At 38.9% G+C, this 23,054-nt stretch carries 20 protein-coding genes and 1 pseudogene; 6 read left to right on the plus strand and 15 right to left on the minus strand.

Annotated features, from left to right (window positions below):
* Positions 1–71 precede the first annotated feature (71 nt).
* Positions 72–1,094, plus strand: coding sequence for a hypothetical protein (locus KDC22_RS33560; protein ID WP_246552926.1), 1,023 nt, complete (start codon positions 72–74; stop codon positions 1,092–1,094).
* Positions 1,095–1,534: 440 nt separating this feature from the next.
* Here the strand turns inward: KDC22_RS33560 and KDC22_RS23780 are convergent, their stop codons facing one another.
* The 3 genes from KDC22_RS23780 to KDC22_RS23790 are packed head-to-tail and all read right to left on the minus strand — an operon-like array spanning position 1,535 to position 5,362.
* Entirely contained in the window at positions 1,535–3,253 is a 1,719-nt protein-coding gene (locus tag KDC22_RS23780; RefSeq protein ID WP_211720569.1) for an ADP-ribosylglycohydrolase family protein, read from the minus strand.
* Positions 3,246–3,944, minus strand: coding sequence for a DarT ssDNA thymidine ADP-ribosyltransferase family protein (locus KDC22_RS23785; protein ID WP_211720570.1), 699 nt, complete (start codon positions 3,942–3,944; stop codon positions 3,246–3,248). The genes KDC22_RS23780 and KDC22_RS23785 overlap by 8 nt, the downstream gene beginning before the upstream one ends.
* A complete protein-coding gene (locus KDC22_RS23790; protein WP_211720571.1) occupies positions 3,941–5,362 on the minus strand; it encodes a 3'-5' exonuclease in 1,422 nt (473 codons plus the stop codon). Before KDC22_RS23790 ends, KDC22_RS23785 begins: the two co-directional genes overlap by 4 nt.
* A 306-nt stretch (positions 5,363–5,668) precedes the next feature.
* Between KDC22_RS23790 and KDC22_RS23795 the strand changes: the two genes are divergently transcribed.
* Both KDC22_RS23795 and KDC22_RS23800 read left to right on the plus strand, forming a co-directional pair.
* Positions 5,669–6,016, plus strand: a complete 348-nt coding sequence (locus KDC22_RS23795; protein ID WP_211720572.1) for a helix-turn-helix domain-containing protein — start codon at positions 5,669–5,671, stop codon at positions 6,014–6,016.
* Positions 6,006–6,542: an ImmA/IrrE family metallo-endopeptidase gene (locus KDC22_RS23800; RefSeq protein WP_211720573.1), complete on the plus strand. Its 537-nt coding sequence runs from the start codon at positions 6,006–6,008 to the stop codon at positions 6,540–6,542. The genes KDC22_RS23795 and KDC22_RS23800 overlap by 11 nt, the downstream gene beginning before the upstream one ends.
* A gap of 275 nt (positions 6,543–6,817) precedes the next feature.
* Here the strand turns inward: KDC22_RS23800 and KDC22_RS23805 are convergent, their stop codons facing one another.
* The 10 genes from KDC22_RS23805 to KDC22_RS23850 form a co-directional block, all read right to left on the minus strand.
* Complete coding sequence (locus KDC22_RS23805) at positions 6,818–7,666, minus strand: hypothetical protein (RefSeq protein WP_211720574.1); 849 nt, start codon at positions 7,664–7,666, stop codon at positions 6,818–6,820.
* 75 nt (positions 7,667–7,741) lie between these two features.
* Positions 7,742–8,882, minus strand: a protein-coding gene (locus tag KDC22_RS23810) for an IS630 family transposase (protein WP_211720575.1) whose coding sequence is annotated in 2 segments (ribosomal slippage) — positions 7,742–8,444 and positions 8,443–8,882 — 1,143 coding nt in all. Because the reading frame shifts where the segments join, the coding sequence is not laid out codon by codon here.
* Between the two features lie 71 nt (positions 8,883–8,953).
* A complete protein-coding gene (locus KDC22_RS23815; protein ID WP_211720576.1) occupies positions 8,954–9,118 on the minus strand; it encodes a hypothetical protein in 165 nt (54 codons plus the stop codon).
* Between the two features lie 76 nt (positions 9,119–9,194).
* On the minus strand, positions 9,195–9,341 hold the full coding sequence (locus KDC22_RS23820) for a hypothetical protein (RefSeq protein ID WP_167330790.1): 147 nt from the start codon (positions 9,339–9,341) through the stop codon (positions 9,195–9,197).
* A 275-nt stretch (positions 9,342–9,616) separates the two neighbouring features.
* Positions 9,617–10,177 carry a hypothetical protein gene (locus tag KDC22_RS23825; RefSeq protein ID WP_211720577.1) on the minus strand — a complete coding sequence of 187 codons (561 nt, stop codon included), beginning with the start codon at positions 10,175–10,177 and terminating at the stop codon, positions 9,617–9,619.
* Between the two features lie 83 nt (positions 10,178–10,260).
* Entirely contained in the window at positions 10,261–11,139 is an 879-nt protein-coding gene (locus tag KDC22_RS23830) for an ATP-binding protein (protein ID WP_211720578.1), read from the minus strand.
* Between the two features lie 277 nt (positions 11,140–11,416).
* On the minus strand, positions 11,417–12,355 hold the full coding sequence (locus KDC22_RS23835) for an IS3 family transposase (protein ID WP_211724166.1): 939 nt from the start codon (positions 12,353–12,355) through the stop codon (positions 11,417–11,419).
* Positions 12,337–12,675, minus strand: a complete 339-nt coding sequence (locus KDC22_RS23840) for a transposase (RefSeq protein WP_211720579.1) — start codon at positions 12,673–12,675, stop codon at positions 12,337–12,339. The genes KDC22_RS23835 and KDC22_RS23840 overlap by 19 nt, the downstream gene beginning before the upstream one ends.
* Positions 12,672–13,331 carry a hypothetical protein gene (locus tag KDC22_RS23845; RefSeq protein WP_211720580.1) on the minus strand — a complete coding sequence of 220 codons (660 nt, stop codon included), beginning with the start codon at positions 13,329–13,331 and terminating at the stop codon, positions 12,672–12,674. Before KDC22_RS23845 ends, KDC22_RS23840 begins: the two co-directional genes overlap by 4 nt.
* 80 nt (positions 13,332–13,411) lie before the next feature.
* The gene (locus KDC22_RS23850) at positions 13,412–13,612 is read right to left on the minus strand and encodes a hypothetical protein (protein ID WP_211720581.1); all 201 of its coding nucleotides are present in this window, start codon (positions 13,610–13,612) and stop codon (positions 13,412–13,414) included.
* Between the two features lie 517 nt (positions 13,613–14,129).
* Here KDC22_RS23850 and KDC22_RS23855 point away from each other — a divergent pair.
* Positions 14,130–17,216, plus strand: a complete 3,087-nt coding sequence (locus tag KDC22_RS23855) for an NACHT domain-containing protein (RefSeq protein ID WP_211720582.1) — start codon at positions 14,130–14,132, stop codon at positions 17,214–17,216.
* Between the two features lie 216 nt (positions 17,217–17,432).
* Here KDC22_RS23855 and KDC22_RS34070 read toward each other — a convergent pair whose 3' ends face one another.
* Positions 17,433–17,519, minus strand: a complete 87-nt coding sequence (locus KDC22_RS34070; protein WP_425517072.1) for a putative holin-like toxin — start codon at positions 17,517–17,519, stop codon at positions 17,433–17,435.
* A gap of 1,182 nt (positions 17,520–18,701) precedes the next feature.
* Between KDC22_RS34070 and KDC22_RS23860 the strand changes: the two are divergent.
* Positions 18,702–19,762: pseudogene (locus KDC22_RS23860) on the plus strand (IS630 family transposase).
* Positions 19,763–19,956: 194 nt separating this feature from the next.
* Here the strand turns inward: KDC22_RS23860 and KDC22_RS23865 are convergent.
* Complete coding sequence (locus KDC22_RS23865) at positions 19,957–20,823, minus strand: AraC family transcriptional regulator (protein ID WP_211720583.1); 867 nt, start codon at positions 20,821–20,823, stop codon at positions 19,957–19,959.
* Positions 20,824–20,953: 130 nt separating this feature from the next.
* Here KDC22_RS23865 and KDC22_RS23870 point away from each other — a divergent pair, with 130 nt between their 5' ends.
* Positions 20,954–23,029, plus strand: coding sequence for a glycoside hydrolase family 31 protein (locus KDC22_RS23870; protein ID WP_211720584.1), 2,076 nt, complete (start codon positions 20,954–20,956; stop codon positions 23,027–23,029).
* The last annotated feature ends 25 nt before the right edge of the window (positions 23,030–23,054 follow it).

Consider the following 23,054-nt stretch of genomic DNA (forward strand, 5'->3'; position numbering starts at 1 on the left):
TTGAGCTTTTTTTCTATATGGGTCTAGTGGTCATTGGGATTATATTGTTATTCATGAAGGAAGGGTAAAGGATGATTCTATATCTAACTAGTAGTAATAAAGTTAATCTGCTAGATTTTATTGAGACTGAGTTGGAATTGCCGATAAAAAAGCTGATTGGGTCATTTTCACTCAATTCCTTTGTGGTCAAAGATATGCGCTTTTATAGCCATGTTCGCTATTTAGCAATTGAGCGTGGAGCAATAAAAGAAACTGATGAAGAAATGGTACAAGCACTTTTATCCTTTCAGATGATGTATGAAATGCGGATCATTGTGATTTCGGAAGGGCTGCCGGAGAGCAGTCCTTTCCTACAAGACTTAATCCAAGAAGAAATCACTAATGTTGTTACAGAAACAGAAATAGATCAAATAAAGGATGAAATCCGTGAGTGTTTTTCTGAAGAAGGTTTGCAACGATACACCCCCACTCTTGAACAACGCACTATATTTGAAAGAAACTTTAATACCTTAGCTTCGGATGATGAAGTTCAATACCAATTTAATTGTAAAAATGTCACGATCGCCCTTGCTGGATGTGATCGACGTGTAGGTGTCACCACCACTGCATTTAATCTAGTCTGTTGGATTAATGCACATGGCGGAACAGCTTGTTATCTTGAATCGAATACCAGCAATCATCTGGCTCATATCATTCAGTTATTCAAGCCTCATCAAACCGGGAACTCTTATAGAATGGAAGGCTCTGATTTCTACTTTACAAAGGAGTTTAATCAAGATTATAACTTCATCGTGACTGACTGCGGAATATTAAGTGAAAAGGTAATTCAAGATCCCTTTATAAACTCAGACATTCGATTACTTTGCAGCTCCGCAATGCCTTATGAATTGGTGAGCTTCTACCGGGCTATGGAGATCTGTAAAAATTTTCCTGTACAAGCCTTAGGATTATTTGTACCGGATAATGTTAAACCCTATCTGTCACAGAGCATCAGTCAGGACATTATTTACTGCAAGAGTTCTCATGACCTATTCGATTCAAAACTTAATAGTGAAGTATTTAAAAAGTTACTAGAAAAATATATTAAGAACTGAATAAGATCAACAAGACTGAATGTAGAAGCAAGGTTGAAGGAAGGATGTTCCCTTCTTACCTTTCGGTTACAATCGATCCATGCAATGACGACTTATAGTTCTACTATCAATTTGGGTTATTGGCAATACTTTTTACAGATTCAATTGTTGCCGTAGTCATCCAGCCTCCGTTTTACTTTTATTAGTTCTATGGGGTTCACTCTGGTTGTCAACACAAAAACACCTTCAAGGAGATGTCCATATTTTACGTCAGGATCCATTTTCTCGAAGGTGCTGTATTTGGCTAATATTTTGGAATATAGCCCTACTCTCAGACTCTTTTTAAAGTTACTGAGAATTTCCCTTTAAATTAATTTAAATTTTGGAAAGCTTCTTTCTCTTGATATACGACGATATTGTATATTCTAAAAATGTTAATTAAAACTTATTTTCAAATATCATTAATTTTTAATTTCACAAAAATAATTGATTAATTTACTTAAAATCTCTTCATCAATAGATTTTGATTTAAATTTGTTAATTACTTCTTGTATGAAAACATTATCGACAGGTTCTTGCTTTTGCTTCTTAAATTGAATTTCCGTATATACATCGATTAGAATTGGTATAGCTTTATTAACAGTCATTCTAGATGGTAGTAGCTTTGAAGTATCCATAAGTTGTTTGGTTGATAGGAAATATTGATTTTTGGCAAAGTTACTATTTGTATTTTTATTATTTTCAGCATTGGTAAAGTTGAACTCAAACTGTCCTTGATTAACTTTTTCGATTTCTTTGCTCTTTTTATTAATTGTAACATTATTCTGTTTTGGTGACTTTGCCAAATTCTTTGTAATACTTCTAATATAAATACTCTGTCCCTCATGAGAGACTAATTTATATGTGAACACATTTATACTATCGGTAAAAGTTTTATTAGTATTTTTCTCTTTTAGTTCAACTTTTTGGAAAGGTCCAAATTGTATCGTATCTCCAATTGATATTTGTGATAATTCTTTCTTTACCCTTTCATTTTCCCTTGTACTCCAAAAGTTTATGGTATTGTCTTCGTTATTTACAGCACCTTGCTCGTTAATCAACTTTTGTATGTAAGCAAAGTCCTGCAAACTTCCCCATTCGTTGCTTATCCATTCAGATCCATAAATTGCGCCAAGTAATCCGCCAACCATTGAAGCATTTGTATCAGTGTCGGCATTTCTCATAAATGCTGTTTCTATTAGACCATTCACTGGGTTAGTCGCATATTTTGACGCCATATACAAAGATACTAACGTAGCAACTGTCCCTGCACCACGGATACGTTTATCAAAACAATTTAGCATTTGAAGTGTCTCTTGTGTGTTGTCCATCATACCCGATTTTAGAGCTTTTTGAATTATCTTTAAACCCTCCATAAGTTCATTAGAGGTCTGTCCCCAAATATCAAGATATTTGTATTTAGTCGCAAATTGTGCTGCTTCAAACCATTCATCCATTTTATTTAACTTAGGAAACTCACTCCACATCTTCACATTTTCAATAAGGTATGAAATTAATTCTCCATACTTCAATGAATCGCTTTTATGACTCAAATAGTGTACGGCATAGGCATAAAGTATTGCACTTAATAAAGCACGGGGATGACCATGTGTAGAAATCCCATTTTTAATAACATCCTGAGAAATACGGCTTAAATTATCGTGAGAATAAAAAGCATGAGGGAGTATTCTCATAGTAACACCATTACCGCCGGCATTAAAATAACTAATAACCTCCTCATCTTTCAGCTTATCTAACTTCCAAGGAACGATTGCATTGCTCAATTTTTCAGCAGCTCGTTTCGTTGCTCCACCGCCACCACGTTCATAAAGTAACCAAGCTGGTAATTCAACTTTAGTAAAATGTTTAGACCAATTATCTCCATAACGTAAGCTTCTCGCGGTTGCAATAAGCAACTGACCATCATCACTGTAAGAACCAGCTTGAATTATCTCTTCGTAGGGCTGGTATCTCCCTCCGCTTTTTCTTTTCCACTCTTTCAAAATATAGGAAGGCTGGGAATTGAATCCGCCTATTCTATTCCCACGATCCTCTTGCGCCCATCCTAAAGCATCCCCAACAACAGCTCCAACAAACGAACCATAATATTTATCATAGATCTCAGAATTTAATTTAGTCATGGTTTCCCTCACTTTCATAAGGCATCTCTTGTATCCTTACCCCTTGTCTAGCCATATTGCTCCATTGATTCGTAAATAAACCCGGCGCTACAATAATAGGGATATCCCAACTCTCACGTTCAATCTTAATACGTGCTTTTTCTTCCATTGCTTGTTTTTCATTGGGTACGGCAACCCCAATGATATCACTCCGACGTATATTCTTATAGATCAAAACTTCTGCCTGACCATCTGTAGGACAACAGGAAAGCATTCTGGAGTTCCTTGGAAACTTAAAATGCGAACTGTTTTGTGCGAAGAGTTTTGAAAAGCCAGCTAAGTCCTTTTCTATAAGTCCCCCATTATGTTTAGCGGCATTCACCTGACAAAAGTGTGTAGTTTCGTCTAAAATGAGATTGGGATTAATAAATAGTATAACCCATTCTCGAAAAAACTTATCTTGGTCCCGTTCTATAAGTTTTCTCAAAAACCAAGAATTAGGATATTCAATTGAACAACAAACAAAATCTTCTCTTCCATCAAAGCGAAACTCATCATTCTTATTAAGCAGTTCTTCCTCATTATCAAAGAATTTATTCGCTCTAATACCGATCTCATTTGACATTATATGAAGGAAAGACTTCGATTTGGTAAAATGACATAACCGTGTGATTCCTTTTTGTTGAATTAATTCTTCCAAAGAGGTTATCATATTGTAAACTCCTGATATAAGTCATTTTCGTTGGTTGGTAACAATTCCGTAAGTTCTCCTGTATATGAAATAATAAGACCTCTTCGCGCCCTTGTTACTGCTACATAAATCAATTTAACTTCTTCAGACATTGCTTCTTCTTCATCTTCTAAAGCAATAATTCGTTCAGGATCTGGAAGCCTATATTTTGTAAAATACGGCAACATAACAGTGTCAAATTCTAAACCTTTTGCTGAGTGATATGTCCCAACAGAGATGCCGGCAGATAGATTAAAACCATTCATATCTCCACGAAGAACTTGGAAATTCGCTTTAGCGATCCCTAAAAAGGCAACAACATTCTCAACATCTTTCCGATTGCGAACTAATATACCAACAGTCTGCGCAGCAAACTCCTTTTTCGCTCTTTCAATGTGATACAAAATCTCTTTCTTCTCATCCGAAAACTTGATAACGGCCGGAAGAACACCTTCAGCTTTGGGTGAAGATGGCTCCACCATATCAGCAACGCCTTGGAAATACTTCGACTTCGAGATCGCTAGCCCAAGAGCTGCAATTTCTTTGGTATTGCGGTAATTTTGCTCAAAATACCAAATATCTTTTATTTTAAAGCCAGCATTCCGCCAGGAAATTCGTCCACCATAAATCTGTTGTGCTACATCTCCAAAAAAGATAATACTCCCGTCTGCGGGGATAGCCTTCGTTAAAGAACGCAGCATTGTTGGAGAGAAATCTTGACCTTCATCTATAACTATATGTTTATAGTAACGATTCGAGCTATCGTGCTCTAATTCACCCTCAACATACGAGGCTAAATCCTCCAGGTCATATTTATATCCATGCTTTGCTCTTAATTCCATGTAACAATCTAGAACCGCCCAAAAGTGTTTCCTATTATTCCGTATTATTCTAGTACCACTTCTGCCTACTCTTTCAACTTCTTCATACTCACCCAGCGTTCTAATACCCATTTTCTGTATCCAATTAATTTCCTCAATAAAAACATTAACATCACGTTGAAATGTTGTTACTGAAGGCGCATTACTCTTAAATTCAGCAAGTGCTTTTTGAATTAGGTCCGTTTTAGTAAACCTATGCCTATCATAAGCAGGGGCAATTACGTTAAATCCCATAAGATTCTTACTATTTAAGTATCCAATGGCAAACTTATGGTAATTTCTAACGTCAACGTTCTTTAATTCATTATCAGAAATAGATTTAAAATAAGCCACAAGAGCCCTATTGAAAGTAACTAACAGAACCTTTTCATTTCTACCACAGAGCTCTGCCAAATAAGCAGCTCTCTTTATCGCCATTAATGTTTTACCACCACCTGCAGTTCCAAGAACTACAGTATGACCGCCCACTGGAAGAGCAAGAACTTCTCTTTGTTTACCATCTGCTGGAGGAAGAGCCATGATTTACACTCCTTACGTTTTATTATTCTAGTGTATCCGAATTGAAAACCACAATTCTGTGTATCAATCAAAGGTGTCTATCAGCATGGCTCCAATTTGGTAAATCTTTCTTCATAAAGATAACATTTTAAAAATCGAGTGTCAACACAAGCAACAAATTTAATTCATGTTGCCTTTAGCAACATATTTTCCGCCAGCAACTATCTTAATCAATATGTTTGCTACGTTGACATTCTGCAAAAGGTGGTTAATATTAATTTAAGGATATTTCTTTCAATATCCTCAGTTTTTTAGGGGGGAATATCTTTGGAGAATACAGTTTATATAGAAACTGGAAAGCGTATACGAGAAGCTAGAGAAAGAAAAAGTTTAACTCAGCAAGAATTAGGTGATCTAGTTGGACTCAAAAGAACATCAATAACTAACATAGAAAGTGGTCGTCAAAAGTTTATGTTTCATATGATATATGAATTTTCAACAGCACTGGGAGTATCTCTTCAAGAGTTGATCCCAAAGAAATCCGACCTTATCCAAAATGAATCTGCTGCGCCTAAATTTAAAAATTTAGATAAAGATGCCGCTAACTTTCTAGATTCTATTTTGACTAAAACGAAACAAAAATTAGAACTTGGTGATGATAGTTATGAAAAATGAAGAAATTGAAGCTTTGGCTAATGATTTAATAGAAAGACTCAACATAAATAAATTGCCTATTCCAGTTGAGGAAATACCGCAACACTTAAATATTGAATTGCAATATGAATCATTTGATGGACAAATTGATGGTTTACTCTACCGTGATGAAGATAGTGAACAATACGTTATTGGAGTTAATTCTAAGCATTTACCGAATCGCAGACGTTTTACTATAGCTCATGAAATTGGACATTTCTTACTGCATCATGGTGAATCGATTTATGTTGATGGAGGTAGTTTTCAAGTAAATTTCCGTGATTCCGAATCATCAGAAGGAGTTAATATTGAGGAAATTGAAGCTAATTTATTTGCTGCTGCCTTGCTTATGCCAAAAGAATTAGTTATGGAAACCGTTATGAAACGTTTGAAAAATGGAATTGACTTCCTTCATGAATCAGAAGAACTTGAAAAAATAGCTAACGACTTCAAAGTAAGTGTTCAAGCTTTATGTATTCGTTTAGGAAGGTTAGGATATACATTTTAACAAATTAAGGGCCGAACTCTTTATTTTGAGTTTAGCCCTCTTTTTAAATTTATGTAATATAAGACTTTGTAAGTAGTACCCATTTGCCATCTTCTTTAAAGTCTCTATATTTGAAAACTTGTTTATATGTAATAATTTATATTGTTATAATTCAAAAAAAATGTGAGTTCCCTTGGCACTAAACGTCAACTATAAGACTAGATCCGTATATCTTCATGGTTATAGAATTATACTTACAATACATAAAAAGACGACCCTCACGAGTCGTTTTATTTTTATTTGTTATTTCCTTTAACTGACTGCTCAAACAAAAGCATCGTACTTTCCTGTTGTTTCTGAATCATGTCGTATACATACCCAGTTGAATAGAACAATGAGAAGCAACATACTAAAATCACAGCTACTAACATATGATATGGCTTACTCGTAAATTTGACGGTGCGACGTATAAAAAATGTTGTCACTCTGTCATTAAAAGCACGGTTCAAATTCACAGATAACATGTGAATTAGCAATATGAAAAGCAGTACATTAGGCAGAAGACTCAGAATATAGCCTACACCAATTACTCCAAATCTAGCAACCCTATCAATGCCAGCTGTGCTAATGAAGTTTGAAAGGCTGAGTGTAGAAATTAAAGAAATATCCTGTTTTGACATCACAATCAATTGAATACAATCAAACATCAAAATTCCAAACAGTTGTAATGTCCATAAACGATTCAATTTGTCATAACTATTATTCCGGTATAATTTAACGGCAACTGTCATGGTTCCAACAACACCAATGACAATCAAACTTGTCATAAAATTCATTAGTTCAGAGTGATACTTAACATATAAATAAGACAATACAATCGTAACAACAGTTATAATTCCAAAAATCGAATTATCATCATCTGTTGTTTTGCGTTTATTACCTGTTCTTCTTTCATAGTTATTCGGGTAATTAACAACGACTGTTTGAGTTATGTATTGTACGCTCTCTCGTATAGTTGTTTGATTGTTAATCACATCATTCAGACTTTTTTGTGTTAAAATCAAACCTGATATTAAACCAATAAGCACATCCTTAATCATATCAATCCAATTAAGTTCAAGATAGTTTGTTAACCACCCAACCATTATTTCCCTCCTCATCTTGAGTAGAAGAGTGGATCATAAAACAAACCCACTCTTACTCTATAAACTAGTAGCTCATCAGTCTTTAAACTGTGGATATAACCTTTTGAGTTTGACTCGTGCATCTTCCGTAGTGAATTGCCAATCCACTCCTTTTTGAACAGCGTTTCGAGTCGATTCCCATTCGGTTAGTTCGCTGGAGAGCTCTTCCATAGAGGGAATCCGTCTGTCTAAACATTGGCTTGTCATGACGCTCAGCTCAATTTCAGCAATGTTTAGCCAGCTGCCATGTTTAGGCGTGTAGTGGATCTCGAGCCGTTTGGCTAGACGCAGCGCCGTCTCGGGTTCAAAAGCTTCATATAACGAGGCAATGGAATGTGTGTTTAAATTGTCCATCACCAAACGAAGGGTCGGTGCGCTCGGGTAATGAACGTCCAAAAGTTCCCGAACTTGCTCCGCCCATTCGATTTTGGTACGTCGTGGACGAACGCTGACATGCCGCCAGCCTGCAAGTGGTTCTGTGAAAATAAAGATACTACAGGTTCCATGGCGTACGTATTCGGAATCTTCTCGCAATGGCTTGGCTGGTTTCATCGGAATGGGGTTGCGCCTATCATCCAGCAGTTGGAAGGGTTTCTCATCCATGCAAATGACAGGACATTCTCTATTGTAGGGCAAATGGTAGACCTCTAGCACATCTTCCATGGCTGCCACAAACGCCGCATTCTGCTTTGGCGGGATACACCAACATTTACGAAGATGGGGTTTGAGTTCGTTTTTTTAAAATCCGATCGACCGTGTCGTACGAAATGCTGTCAATGTACCCCAGTTCTACGGTCTTATCTGCCAACAGCCGAAGGGTCCACCGACTTCTTCCCACCGGTGGTGTACTGCAACTGAGCGCGATGATTCTCGCCTCCAATTCGCCAGTCACTTTTGGAGGATTGGGCGGAGTCAGTCTCTTTTTTCGTTCAAGCGCCGCCTGCATTCCGTTCACTGCAAAGGACTTGCGCACCAGATATACGGTGTTCGTATGGATGTGTAGCTGCTTGGCAATTTCTACATCTGTAAGTTTTCCGTCCAGTCGATTCTCATCTGCCCACAACAGAATTTGGGCTCGCCGAAGAGATCGTGCGGCCACCTTTCCTTTTGAGCAAATCTCCACTAATTCATTCTGCTGATTTGCGGTTAAGCAAACGGTATATTCACGGTTTCTCATAGTCGACACCTCTTTTTATCTCGACTATATCACATTCACCATATTTTAACTATTTTAAATCTGATGCTCTACTAGCTCTCTTTTCTAACGCCTTTGAATGTACCTCCCGTCGTTTTTTGATCCATAAAACGTCCATTCGAAGTATCTCTTTTTACAAAGTTTCCGTTTGGTGCTTGAAACTGTGAACGCTTTGTTACAGCACCTTTCCGGAAACCGTTGCCCGTGTTTTTAGCCATATCCTCCACCTACCTCGTCTTATAAGTTATAAAGGATGAATCTTCTTAATGCAGAAGCAAACTTCTGTTCTAGCTTTTATTTTTCTTTATCTTTCTTCTGTTTATCCAGATAAGCCTGATGCTTTTCTTCAGAAACTTCGAAACAAATCGCTTCAAGACCTAACTGACTTGCATATACACGAGTACCATCTTTACGTGTAATAAACTTACGGCATATCAACATATTTATCCTTCCTTTCATAACATAATGGATTGTCGAGAACTTTCCATCGTGGTATTATGAAATCACCTCTAATTCCATAAGCAGCACGATGGATTCATTGTTGTAAAATCGTAGGTTCTCGACAAATGAACTTGCGATTTTTTATTTTGTTCATCATCAGCACTCCTTCGTTTTCAATTTCGTTTTTGAACTCTAATTTAATTATAACTCTCTTTTCGGGAGAGTTCAATTATAATTTTGAAATCGTTTATTTTATTAATGGAGGTCCCCCTCCATTAATAAAATAAACTGCGGTATACGTATTGCCTACCACCTTCTTCAAGCTGCATTTCATATCGTTTCAATAAACGTATTTCGTTCAATTTATTAAGCTGTGTACTTGCTAAATTAAGCTTCTTATCCATACGATCTGAAATATCACGCGCTGTTACTTCTCCAAGTTCATGAGCGATTACTAGAATTTCTCTTAGTGAGTCACCGATGCTCCCGATAATAGCAATATCCCCGTCTTGTTTGCCAACCACAGTTACGTTCTCTTCTTTAAGAGTTAAATCAATATTGTAAATATGGTCATGTTCTTTGCTTAAATTTATTAATACCAAATACTTGTCCTCCGTTTTGTAATGCTTAATAAACTCTCGGATCGGTTTCACTATAATCTCGTCAGCCCCAGAACCGTTAATACCCTCGACTTGATTCATGTCATAATAAAAAACGGTTCCTGGAGAAGCGATGTTCATTTGTTCCATTAATCTTTCCCTAATTGGAATAAGCCTTGGTCTAAACAGTAAGTTAACTGTCTCCTGCCCTTCACCTAGTAAATTCAAATATATCATAATTATCCACCATTCTATTGGAGATTTCAAAAATTAAATTGAAACCCATTCATTAATAATATATCAATCGATCAGAAGTAAAGTCAAGCACTTACTATGATATAGTAGTAAGTACCATTAAAATATTGTCCATTATGGAGGGACACCACTTTATCATTAAATACTTGATATGCATTATTATGCGTCCTTAAATAAAACTGAGCATTATTCAGTAATAATGCAACATTTCTAACATCAGGTAAACCTTTCCCTCTTTCCTTGCCCCGCGAAGATGCAGTTGTAAAGATAGCTTGTCTCACTACATCATCATCGTCCTCATAAAAATCTATATGAGATTCTAGGCTTTCTACAATCCCCACGCCACTATCACAGATAGCAATTCCTAGTTTCCCCGCACTATACGATTGAATACAGTAATAGCAAGAAATCTCATCATTATGTTTACCATGCTCTACTGAATTTAATCCTAGTTCCGTTACAATACGACTAATATTAGATACTTGATTGGCTGCTATTCCCTTATTCCTTAAGATTCGCTTCAAAGCACTATCGAATTTTTCAACATCCATATCCGAGCTGCATAGAGTAATTTCATTTAAAGAATTTTCTTTATTGTAGCGCTTGCGACTATATAAAACCTCCATGTCTAATTCATTTTCAAATGAAAATCGCACATCACTTGGACAGAGTTTGAAAAAATTCATTCTTTCCATATAACTAACAACATTTGTATCCTCAATTTTACGGACTTGAGGTACCACAGTATCCAAATAGAAATGTTTTTCCAGAAAACATAAAGTAGATAATAATGTCGTGCACCCCAGTGGTGTTATGTAATTTAACCGTGACAAATCAATAGTAATTCTATCTCTCATTTTTAATTGATGGTAAATTTGCGCACATTGATTCAACCAATTGTGAATTTGATGGATATCACCTAATTCTTTAGAAGTTTTCAACAAGTTATCATACCTCTCTAAGTGATCTAAGTGTGGACCTAAATCCTATATGCTTAAATTCTGCAGTTCCAGAACATGCAAAAAACACCTCAGGAAATTTCATATTTCATCAGTTCCTTGCACAGTGTCAGTGTAAAGGTATAAACAAAGATTTCACTCCCACACAATAACACTTTAATTACACTCTTGGATCAAGCCGTTAACGAAATGCATTTTTCCGGTTCGGGCCCCTAATTATGGAGACATTCTGCTAAAAACTCGTGTTTTCGCAGGATCTTGTTTACAGCTTTATTTCTATCGGTTTTAGCTTGCCTGCTTTCCATGCGGCGTGGTATTGCTTGGGGCTCATGCGCTGCAAACTGCCATGAAAACGGCGCTCGTTGTAAAAATTAATATAGACTGCGACCGCTTCATAGGCTTCTTCAAACGTTTCAAAGTACCTTTTCGTATACAAATCTCTCTCCAAAATGCTGTGAAACGACTCAATGTAGGCGTTCATATTCGGCGTTTTTGGAGGAATCCGCTCATGCTCCAGTGGACGCTGCGTTTCCGCACACAACTCGCCAAAGACGTCGCTTAGGAATTGCGGGCCGTTATCGGAACGGATCACCGGTGAGGGATCTCCAGGCTGTAAACGTCGGCCTAGGGCCTCCCTCAACGTGGCACAGACTTGCTTCGCTGTACAGTTCGCTCCTACGTGGTAGCCGACGATACAGCGGTCAAACACATCAATCATGTCAAAGATAAAAAAGAAGCGGTCGTAGCCATGAATGTATCCATATTTAATGTCAATCTGCCAGAGTTGGTTGGGGCCGGTGACCACTCGATTTCGCGCTAAACGTCGAGGGTATTTTAGGTTCCTCACCGGCTTTTTCTGAAGCAATCCGAGCTTCTTGCACAGCCGGTACGCCTTCTTGTGGTTGAGGATTAAGCCCTGCTGGACCGATAGGGCATACGCCAGGTTCCGGTAGCCATAGCCGTTCTCCTCGCCCTCTACCAGCTCACTCAGCCACTCCTCGATCTGTAGGTCACTGACCCGCAGACCGCCGGTAGTGAGGGAATAGGCGGGGATCGGACGACCCGAAGTCACTACCGCATCCGGGGCACTCCAAAGCCCCAGGAAACGTTTTTTATGCGCATAATAGGTGGAAGGTTGAACCTCCACGATACGTAGAACCCGTGTAGCCGAATACCCCCGCTTTATCGCTTCGTCGGCCAGTTCGAGTTTGTCTTGTAAGCGGGGTTGGCTTTTTTTAAGAGTTCACGCAGCAGTTCGATCTCCAGATCCTTTTCACCCAATAACTTAATGGCCGTCTCCATCTTCGTCTCCAGATCTTGGACACGCTCCGCATCTTCAATCCGTTCTTGGACGGACGGAGTGGCCTCTTCTCCAAATCGGTCCTTGTAGAACTTCACCCAATTGGCAATCGTGCTGGGAGAGACGGAATACTTTCGGGCCAGGAAGGAAACCTTGGTTCCATTGATCGCTTCCTGGGCTACTTTGATCCGCTGTTCGTCATACAACTTGTTGCTTCTCATCGGCTCCACTCCCTCTTCTTAGTGTACCTCTTACAAGTCAAGGTCTCCACTTTGATTAGGGGGCTTAAGAGTTTCATCATCACTCTTCGAGCTTCTTCATATTGTTGACGTGCTTTTTGTGTAGAAATAGAAATCGTTTCAATATTTTTGTCATTAATCGATAAGATCTTTGTTAATTGATGTACAAAACTATATGTAACAAAGCTTTCAATATGTTCGTTTAAATCCTTCACTTTAATTTTGTTACCAAAAGTAGAATGACTATAACTTGTTAGTCCCAGCATCCGTAGCTTACTCCATACGGCTTTTTTATTCTGTGCACCATCATTAAATAGATTCATCCACGGCTTTAAATAATGTAATCGAAGATAATCTGTTAGATCCTTGTTCACATTAACCTCAAGTGCTTCGAACTCTGACTTCAGTTGACAAAAAACTTCGTATTCTTCTTTTTTCACCCAGCAAGTTGAAGTTTCAATCATCCCCGAACTATGATAATCATATGAATATCTCACGTAATTTTTAGCGCACTCTGAACACTGTAGGCTTATGGTTTCCTCAGTCCGATTCCAATCATCCGATTTTACCACAGTAATTACAAAACCAATGCCGCAACCACAAGGTTCCTTCACCTCACTAACAATCTCCCAACTCATCTAACCCCCCTTCACTCTAGTCGCTTCTGATTAAATCATTATTAGAGACAATAGAATCTGTACACTTGTGTTACCAGTTGTCAGTTAACAGCTACCCGAAACTCATGTTTATCTCGAAAAAAATATTCACCATTAATTTTGACAGCCTTAGGAGGGATTTTTACAACAATTCCATTAATTGGTATGACTATCTCATCATCAGATTGTAAACGAACAGAAACACTAGATTGCAGTAATGCCGCTATGAAAAAATCAATATCACTCTTTAAAAGTCTGTACATAAGATTGAAGTAAATCCCCCTTTATTTATCGTCAAAACGTAAATAGATAGTTTTTGAGAAAGGAAAACGTACAAGTAACTTTCGACAATTCTTCTATTTCATCCTTCCAAATATAAGAAAAACCATCATTTCGTTTACACTTTTGTCGAAAGATTGAACTCAGTGATATAGAATTCTCTTCCTTTTATTGTTAAGATACTTTTAGTTACTAGAATATTTGAGTGCTGATTATGCTTCATTTCAATTGAACTCTTGTTGCAACCCCTATTTGATTTATTGAAATGATACCTCCCAGAAAGTCATCTCGTGTGGAAATCAGAGTAATCGAAAGAGTGTCTCATATTACCCAGGAATCCACTTATCCACTAATAATTGATTGTATCTATTTGTTATCAGTATAATGACTTCCTAAGTAATAACCTTGTTAGCGGTAACATAGCATCCCTTGCATGCACGTGTGGATTTTTTCAGCGAATGCTTTAAAGGATATACAAGTTCTTAAAGGAGTTGAACCAACGTGAAGTATATAGATGAAAATCAAATCAAAGAAGAGTTAGTAGAAGTTGAAATGAAAAAACCAATTAAGTTTGCCAACAAAGAATATCCCTTGAATCAATTAACCGACAAAGAATTTGAACTCCTACTTTTTGAATCTTTCCGAAAAAATGGCACTACCCTGCTTAAATTTGACGGTTGTCACTTGATAGCCGGCACTGGTGATCAGGGCAGAGATATTATAATGGTACAAAAAGGAAAAACTGTCGGGGTCATTCAATGTAAGAAATATGAAGCTTTGATTACTAAACCGCAAGCAGTGAAGGAAATCATCAAATTCGTATTGCTCGCACTACAACAGCCAAGAATATATGATTTCAACAACTTGTCTTATTACTTTGCCGTTTCCAAAGGATTTAATCAAACGACATCTGCTCTATTAGATCATTTCTCTACAGAGATCGAGCATGAATCGAAATTAAATGATTGGATTTTAGATGTTCAAAACGAATTTAAAAAGACCAGCCTAGATCCATCAATAGACTTTAACAGAATCCTTGCAGCATTAAAGAGTATGAATGTCCAAAAATTATTACCCCATGATATTGCCGAATTGATGGATGAGGAAATAATCAACTCTTTCTTTGTTGTTGACAAAATTATAGACGTTAAGACATTCCAGAACATGCTCCAAAGACCACAGATGGAGTTAAACGTTTTCATGAAACAATACCGAGAAAGCCAAAAAAATAATTTTTCAAGAATTAATTTTTTCGGCCTGTCACTTACAACCAAACCGCGCGAGATTCCCTTTGAGAAACTATTTGTTAAGCCAACCCTTCAAAGACATGGACAAAAAAACTCGAATTATTTCTTTTTTGATATAGACCACGTTGATAAAACCAAGAAAACGGCACTCTCTATCAATGCAGGATCAGGAAAAAGCACTTTCATGTTGGAAGGATTATCTGAAAAGATATATCAAGAATTGCTCGTCAAGAACCACATTCATTTCTTCGAGGATTTGAACATGAATCAAGAAAATCTAGAATTGTTCACTAAGCACACAAATCATCTCTTCGAGGGTTCGCAAATGCAACAAGACAAGTTACACTTAGAAGCAATTTTTAAATCTAAAAAAAACGTAGTAATTCTTGGGAAACCCGGCGCGGGAAAATCATCACTTGTGAAACACCTAATGATCCATCTACTTTCAAAACAAAATCAAGACATTCCAATCCGTGTAGAACTTCATAAATACAATCATGAGAAAAAACGAGATTCGATCGGATTTATCGATTATATCTTTAACCAGCTTCGATCTGAACATCAAATACATAAATTGATGAAGGAAGACATTGTGAATTTCCTAACACAATACAAGGTAATAATTTTCTTCGATGGCATGGATGAAGTACTTGACGTTCAGGACCGCATCTCTATACGAAACGACATCGAAAATATCGCCGCTCAATATAAGGATTTGAAGTGCGTTGTAACAAGCCGTTTTGAATCCTATGATGAAGTGTATTTTGACCCACAACAATTTGAATTGTTTGAAGTAAATGACTTTGACGATGAACAAGTGAAAGAGTTTGTACATAAATGGTATGGAATAGAGGAAACCAATACAGATATCCGTAGGAGAGAAGTTGATTCTTGCATTAAGGAATTGCAACACATTGAGGATGAATTGAAGCGCAATCCACTATTGCTTACCCTGATTGTAATCTTATACCGAAATGAATTAGAACTACCGACATCCAAATTAGATGTTTATGAAAATTGCACACTTACATTAGTTGATACTCGTGACAACAAAGAGAAGAAATTGGCACTGGAATTACCTATTTCCAATAAAATCGCTACATTTTCCTCCCTGGCTTATTGGCAATTCGAAAAACTTTTGGATAAAAACCAGGCTCCTTTTACTTATGCAGCGGTACAAATGCAAGTACGGAATTACCTCCTTGAGAAAGGAGAGTTTGAGTATGAGCATGATGCGGATAAGGTAGCCCAAAGTTTTTTAGAATTCGCATATATTCGGTCCATTTATGTGGAGAATAACTTTACCCACAAGACTTTTTTAGAGTATTTCACTGCTTACTATGTTTACAGCAATCTATTCTCAAAAGGTAAAATGAAAGAATTACATCAATTTATCGGTAAGAACCTCGCATCTTCATCCTGGCATGTCGTTATTGAATTATTGATATGTAAAATTGATAAGGCACAAGGGGATTTTTCTGTTATAGACGATATCGTTGAAGAACAACTCTTAGCAAATGGAGAAGAAGCAATTTTGTTTTTCCTCCCTATCCTAAAACATTTGCAAAATATCAGCCCTCGGATGATTACCCGTTTGTTTGAAGAAAGTATTGCTATAACAATTCAAAACGAGATAAGCACTAAGAGTGGAATCATACGTTCAATGAACAGTCATCTCATGGAATTAACGAAGAATGAGAGATTTGCTGCAAAGTTGACAAAGAAGTTTGATGAGTACGAGAGCAACATTTTATCGACAAGGCATAACAATAGTTATAATATTTTTCTTCTCGAAAACGGTATAATTACATCTTCCCGTTACATTCAAATCGTTACAGATGAAGAAATGCGCGAAAGTACTATGAAAAACAATCCATATATTTTCACACTCATAGCCGTCCCACAAATGACAAACGCTAATGCTTATTTTTCTTTATTTAAAGAATACGTTGTAGCTTATAACAACAAAGCCCTTACAATGACGCATCGGACCAAATATGGAAACAATATGTTTTTTGGTTCGAATAGTTTTCATTGGATCGCAACTTATCTTTTCTCTAAGGACTATGAGCGTTTTATTGATACAGTACAGTTACTTATGAATTACGGAATCAATAGGAGGGAAATTATCGAAGGGATAAAGCAGGACGACGGTTCTATTCAAATGTCAAACGATGTACTTCTCTCCTTGTTGGACACCGAAACAAACGGGGCAAGAAAAGAAATTATATTGGCGGCATTAAAGAAGTATTATGGATACGATTTAGGTAACAAAAAGAGCAACGGGCCGTTTTACAAAAACTTAGGCAAGCAGAATCGGAAATTCCCTATACCGAGATAACTAATACTTGCAGCTTCAAATCCCGAAATTATTATTGAAAAAATAACGCTATAGTGGAAGTGGATTCTGCAAAAATACAGAGCAGGGAATACCAGTTCCACGGAATCACTATCCGTTTTGGCGCTCCCTGTTGTGTCAAAAGTGAAATAAGCGTACAATGGCGTTGAATAAGAACAGCGGAGGAATAACCATATCTTGGCGGATGGCTGGTTATTGTTACCTCCGTTCTTTTTTGTCTATAATCGCGATTACTAGAGATCCAAACGCAAGCATTAGCGTTAGAGATTGATATAAAGTCATCATTAAAACTCACCTCCTCTCAATTAAGAAAAACTATTAAATCTATACAAGCTTCCCATATTTGCTTTTCTATATTTTAAAATTCCCCATTAGTTTCTCTTAACTGTCCACTGCTTTAGTTACAACTTGATTATAAAAATCCCCCGCCCTCAACGCAAAGCTCATTTCGAGTCTTTTATAAAATCACCTTACCAAATACACTAAAATGGTATGTATCCAAAACACCCCTTTTTGTACATAAATAGCTCTTCTGGATACAAAAAGGGGTGTTTTGGGTACAAATACCACTATTATTATATAAATGAATCTATCTTTTATTTCCTCTCACAATCTTAATAATACGTAGTTTTTCATTACATAAACTCACTCTGATAACTTCTAAAGAATGCAGGTATTTACTCCAATAGGAAATTTCTTATGGGAGCGCTCTTGTAGGTGTTTTAGCAGGTGTTTTAGCAGGTGTTTTAGTAGGTGTTCTAGTAGATGTTTTAGCAGGTGTTCTAGTAGGCGTTCTACACAAACAAAAATCTAAAGGTATCCTATATACTCTCATATACTCGTTATTTCTTAACTTCTTATTTTTTTTGAAATATTCGCGATAGTACTCAGGCAGATCTGCTAAAATCCTATTATGACTCTCCTGTAATTGATAAAAACACAAGAAACAGCGCATAACCTTTCTTTTACGCTGTTTTTAATAAATTCGCAGGTTATTTAATTTACCACAAAATGATTATCTCTTGCTTCGGGAGTATGAGGTCGCAGGTTCAAATCCTGTCGTCTCGACCATATTTATAATCCAAAACCTATCTTAAAGGGGTTTTTGTTTGACTTTCTTTCGAAATTCATTCTACTGATTAGATATATATAAAATATGGTGTCACTGGGGGGTTCTTTAGTATAGTAAAGTATTTTGAGCAATGTATATTTGTTTTACATCGGTTTTCCGGCATCCTCAAGCGAGGTCCTGCTATTAGTTTGCAATTTAATAATACTATTCACGAGATTATTCCTAGTTCCTATATCCATAAGGGTTTCCATCTTTCAAATGAGTTTTCTAGAACTAAATTTTTTGAAGCTAAAAGTAGTAATAATTATTCTCTATATAAGTTGAACTAAAGGAATTCATTTCCACACTGTCGAATAAAGGAAATACAACTTAAAAGCGACGGTGAAATCATGGAAATGACACAAGCCTTTATAGAAATTGAAAACTTGATGAAAAAAGAAAAAGAACGACGCATGTTTGAGCGTTACCAAGCCATTGTTCTGCATTTGAAAGGGAAGAATGTGCAGGAGATCGCAGAGATTATCGGCAGAACGGAACGAACGGTCTATAAATATATGCGTGCCTATCGCGAAGCAGGCGTAGCTGGACTGCAAATCAACTATTCAACGGGAGCGCCAGAGCGGTTGACCAAAGAACAACAGGAACAATTGAAAGCGACAATCGTATCCTCGGTTCCACACGAAGTAGGCTTTGAAAGTAAATACAGCTGGACCCTCTATCTCATTAGCGAATACATCAAGCGGGAGTTCGGACAATCCTATTCGCTTCGTGGTATATCCAAGATGGCGCATCGTCTTGGACTCAGCTACACGAAACCCACGTATACCTTAGCTGCTGCGGATGAAGCCAAGCAGCAAATCTTTACTGAAGTGACGTTTCCTGCTTTGAAAAAAGATTAATGGACGAAGATATTGCTCACTTGCTTTTCGAAGATGAGTCCATGATCCGGGATTACCAAGCACTTCAGCATACATGGTTTCTCAAAGGCAAACAACGCATCATCCAGACCACAGGCAAACATCGTGGCGTCAAGTTGTTAGCTGTACTGGATTATATAACGGGTCAAATTCTTTGGAAAGAAGATGAGCAATATAACGCAGAGACATTTCTGTCTTTCCTACAAAGGGTGGTCGAAGCGTACCCACAAGGAAAGATAGTCATGATACTGGATAATGCTCGTATTCATCATGCGAAATTACTTCGGCCCTTTTTGGAAGATCACAAAGAGCGTCTTGAATAGGTTTTCTTACCCCCGTATAGTCCACAATTGAACCTGGTGGAAGGACTTTGGAAATGGTTAAAATCGGATGTCATTAACAACGTATTTTTCCATACCGTTTCAGAGATCCGCGAGAAAGTTGCTGCATTTACGCAAAACATAGCTCTCGATGCTCAAACGATTATTGATCGTCTTTGTCTTCGATTAGAAGACGACCAACTCGCTGAATATATCTAGTTCAACTTATATAGACAACATTTTATAATATTTGTTCATTTATTTTCTAGCAAGCAAATCACTTATTAACGAACTTATATAAACCTTGACCAAACAGGATTCCTGACAACTAAACGTAAAGCCAATCATATTTCCGATGCTTGCCCCGCTTCCCAGATCACCCCATTATGATCACCTCTTTCGGAAGTTTTCTATTAATGAAGAGAGCTGCGATATTTCAAAGGCGTCATTCCTGTTTCTTTTTTGAATAAATGGATGAAATAAGACGTATTTGCATAACCAATCTCCTGCCCGATCTGCTCCACTGCCAAAACTGTCATCTCCAGCATCCAGCATGCCTTACGGATACGCTTTGCGATCAAATAGTCAGTGATGCTGCTACCTGTCTCTTGACGGAAAATGCGAGATAAATAGTTGGGCGTCAAATGCGTGATCTCCGCCAATTGTTCCATTATGTTCTCTTCTGCGAAATGCGTCTCAATCCAGCGCATCACAGTTTCGGCATAACGAATAGGACGTTTTGCTTTCCTCTCTGCAGAGTCCTCACGCAATGATTCTTGTGGCAGCCAGCAGAACAATTGGATCAACAACAGTGCAATGGCCTCTGTTTTCCCCGCCTGTCCGCTCCGGGAAGAAGCGTCATATCGTGCATATAGCTCTTCTAACGTTACCACAGTTGGAGCATCCAGTTCATACACATGGTTTTCGCTCGAAGCGATGAGGACCTGTTCAAACCGTCCGCTCAGGCTGGGAAATGAGCGCAGGCATTCTTCCACCAGCAAGAGATCAATGTAAAAAATCGAACGAATATATGGCTTCTCCGGCGAAACTTCTGCATACACCTGATGAAGCTGATAAGGCATGAACAGAAAGAACATTCCTCGTTTTATTCCGAAGGTTTTTTGACCAACGACTACAGTCCCCTCGCCTTCATGGACTAGTATGAATTCGCAACATTGATGCCAATGATAATATCCTTTGTAGTTTTGTTCGACTCGAATTCCATAATCCCACCAGAAGCCTGATTGAAGACGGTGTACAGGTTCGAATAGTCTTTTCATAGAACCTCCCGTATGAAAATTTAGATAGTAGAGTGATATTTTACAGCATTCCAGCACAACTTCACTCGTCAATTTGACCATAAAATGAAATAAGTACTTTTATACTCATATCATTAAAGGAGCTAGAAACATGCAAAAGATTTCAAATGGTATCTGGAAGCTAAGTTTTGGAGAGCCCGAATTTCATACTCCTGTAAGTCTGAGCGGCTTGACCATCAAAAAAAAGGAGCTTGATGCACTTGAGTGTGCGGGAACTCCACCGATAAACAGTGATAGAATTGTTGCTGCCCTGACCAGCAGAGGCGTACGGATTGAGCTTCCGCTCAAACAGGAGGAGCATGTATACGGCTTCGGACTGCAGCTGCACAGAGTCGATCATACCGGCCGAAAAAAGGTGATTCGCGTCAACAGTGACCCCATCGCCGATACGGGAGACAGTCATGCTCCCGTGCCGTTCTATGTATCTACGGCCGGCTACGGTATCTATGTCGACACCTCGCGTTATGCCACCTTCTACTGCGGGACGAATCTGAAAAAAGGAGAATCCGAGCACAAAAGGGATGTCGCCAAAGAGGTCGGCACCTCCGAAATTGAGCTGTACGGCTATCAGGTGACTGAAGGAGACCGCACTGTTGTCATCGATATCCCTGCCGTTTCGGGCATTGAGCTATATCTGTTGGAAGGACCGGATATGGGCACCGCCGTGCAGCGGTATAACCTGTTCTCCGGCGGCGGCTGCCTGCCTCCGGCCTGGGGGCTCGGCATCTGGTACCGCGCCTACAGCGCTGCCACCCGGGACGATGTTATGCGGCTGGCCCATACTTTTCGGGAACAGAAAATGCCGGTCGATGTGTTCGGCTTTGAACCGGGCTGGCAGACAAGAGCTTATTCCTGCTCGTTCGTGTGGGACGACAAGCGGTTCCCTCAGCATCAGGAGATGCTGGAGCAGCTCTATGGCATGAATTACCATGTCAACCTGTGGGAACATCTCTTTGTTCACCCCTCATCGCCAATATATGAGAACTTGAAGTCGCTCTCCGGCAACTATGAGGTCTGGGAAGGCTTGGTTCCAGATCTGGCTTTACCTGAGGCGCGGCAAGTATTCGCAGAGCATCATACCCGGGAGTTCATTGACCAGGGAATAGCCGGCTTTAAGCTGGATGAATGCGACAGCTCAGACTTTGTGCATTCCAACTGGTCTTTCCCCGATGTAACCGAATTTCCTTCAGGTCTGGACGGCGAGCAAATGCACAACAGTATCGGTACACTGTATCAGACTACGCTTAAGGAAGCCTTCGAGGGTGCTGGGCGGCGCACCTTGTCCCAGGTTCGTGCTTCCGGTGCGCTGACTTCGTCTTATCCGTTTGTACTATACAGCGATTTGTACGATCATAAGGTATTTATCCGCGGCGTTGTCAACAGCGGCTTCTCGGGACTGCTCTGGTCGCCAGAGGTGCGGCAGGCTGAATCAGGCGAGGACTTGATCCGGCGCATCCAGACCACTGTATTCTCGCCGATGGCGCTGCTTAATTGCTGGCGGATACCGAATCCTCCCTGGATGCAGACCGACCGCGAGAAGAATATCCGTGGCGAGTTCTCAGACGATCATGAGGCGGTCCTAAGCATCTGCCGTTCACTGTTTGAGACCCGGATGACGCTTATACCGTATCTGTATACCGCCTATGCCCGCTATGCTATGGAAGGACGTCCACCGTTCCGGGCGTTGGTAATGGATTATCCGACAGATCCTAACACCTATGACATCGAGGATGCCTACATGATGGGTGAATCGCTGCTGGTGGCACCGATTATAACCGGCTCCTCAGAGCGGGATGTCTATCTGCCGCAGGGCATGTGGCGCTGCTTCTGGACTGGTGAGCAGTATGAGGGCGGTCGCAGCTATCACTTTGTACCGGGACTTGAACGTATTCCCGTCTTCGTCAAGGATGGAACGCTCTTGCCGCTTGCTGAACCGCTTCCATATGTTGCGGATGATGTTGTATTCCAAGTCTCACTTCGTCCTTATGGAGAAGATGCCCGTGTTTGTCGTCTCTATGAGGATGATGGACACTCGTTCAGTTACCAAGAAGGCAACTGGAATTGGGTGGATCTCTCGCTGCAAGAGGGTGGTGTCTTAACGGCTCAGCGGACCGGCGGGTACGAGGGAATCCGCTATGAATTCACCGGAATATCGAAGATCGATTAACACACCCCCCCAGAGCAAAGCCCCT

Source organism: Paenibacillus tritici, assembly GCF_018207515.1.
Classification (GTDB): Bacteria; Bacillota; Bacilli; order Paenibacillales; family Paenibacillaceae; genus Paenibacillus_AQ; species Paenibacillus_AQ tritici.

Bases quoted from the DNA above. Each gene is read 5' to 3' on its own strand.
- KDC22_RS23865 (WP_211720583.1), bottom strand. From the start codon at position 20,823: ATGAAAAGACTATTCGAACCTGTACACCGTCTTCAATCAGGCTTCTGG.
- KDC22_RS23825 (WP_211720577.1), bottom strand. From the start codon at position 10,177: ATGATATATTTGAATTTACTAGGTGAAGGGCAGGAGACAGTTAACTTA.
- KDC22_RS23820 (WP_167330790.1), bottom strand. From the start codon at position 9,341: ATGTTGATATGCCGTAAGTTTATTACACGTAAAGATGGTACTCGTGTA.
- KDC22_RS23785 (WP_211720570.1), bottom strand. From the start codon at position 3,944: ATGATAACCTCTTTGGAAGAATTAATTCAACAAAAAGGAATCACACGG.
- KDC22_RS23780 (WP_211720569.1), bottom strand. From the start codon at position 3,253: ATGACTAAATTAAATTCTGAGATCTATGATAAATATTATGGTTCGTTT.
- KDC22_RS33560 (WP_246552926.1), top strand. From the start codon at position 72: ATGATTCTATATCTAACTAGTAGTAATAAAGTTAATCTGCTAGATTTT.
- KDC22_RS34070 (WP_425517072.1), bottom strand. From the start codon at position 17,519: ATGATGACTTTATATCAATCTCTAACGCTAATGCTTGCGTTTGGATCT.
- KDC22_RS23845 (WP_211720580.1), bottom strand. From the start codon at position 13,331: ATGAGTTGGGAGATTGTTAGTGAGGTGAAGGAACCTTGTGGTTGCGGC.
- KDC22_RS23790 (WP_211720571.1), bottom strand. From the start codon at position 5,362: ATGGCTCTTCCTCCAGCAGATGGTAAACAAAGAGAAGTTCTTGCTCTT.
- KDC22_RS23850 (WP_211720581.1), bottom strand. From the start codon at position 13,612: ATGTACAGACTTTTAAAGAGTGATATTGATTTTTTCATAGCGGCATTA.
- KDC22_RS23815 (WP_211720576.1), bottom strand. From the start codon at position 9,118: ATGGCTAAAAACACGGGCAACGGTTTCCGGAAAGGTGCTGTAACAAAG.
- KDC22_RS23805 (WP_211720574.1), bottom strand. From the start codon at position 7,666: ATGGTTGGGTGGTTAACAAACTATCTTGAACTTAATTGGATTGATATG.
- KDC22_RS23800 (WP_211720573.1), top strand. From the start codon at position 6,006: ATGAAAAATGAAGAAATTGAAGCTTTGGCTAATGATTTAATAGAAAGA.
- KDC22_RS23840 (WP_211720579.1), bottom strand. From the start codon at position 12,675: ATGAGAAGCAACAAGTTGTATGACGAACAGCGGATCAAAGTAGCCCAG.
- KDC22_RS23870 (WP_211720584.1), top strand. From the start codon at position 20,954: ATGCAAAAGATTTCAAATGGTATCTGGAAGCTAAGTTTTGGAGAGCCC.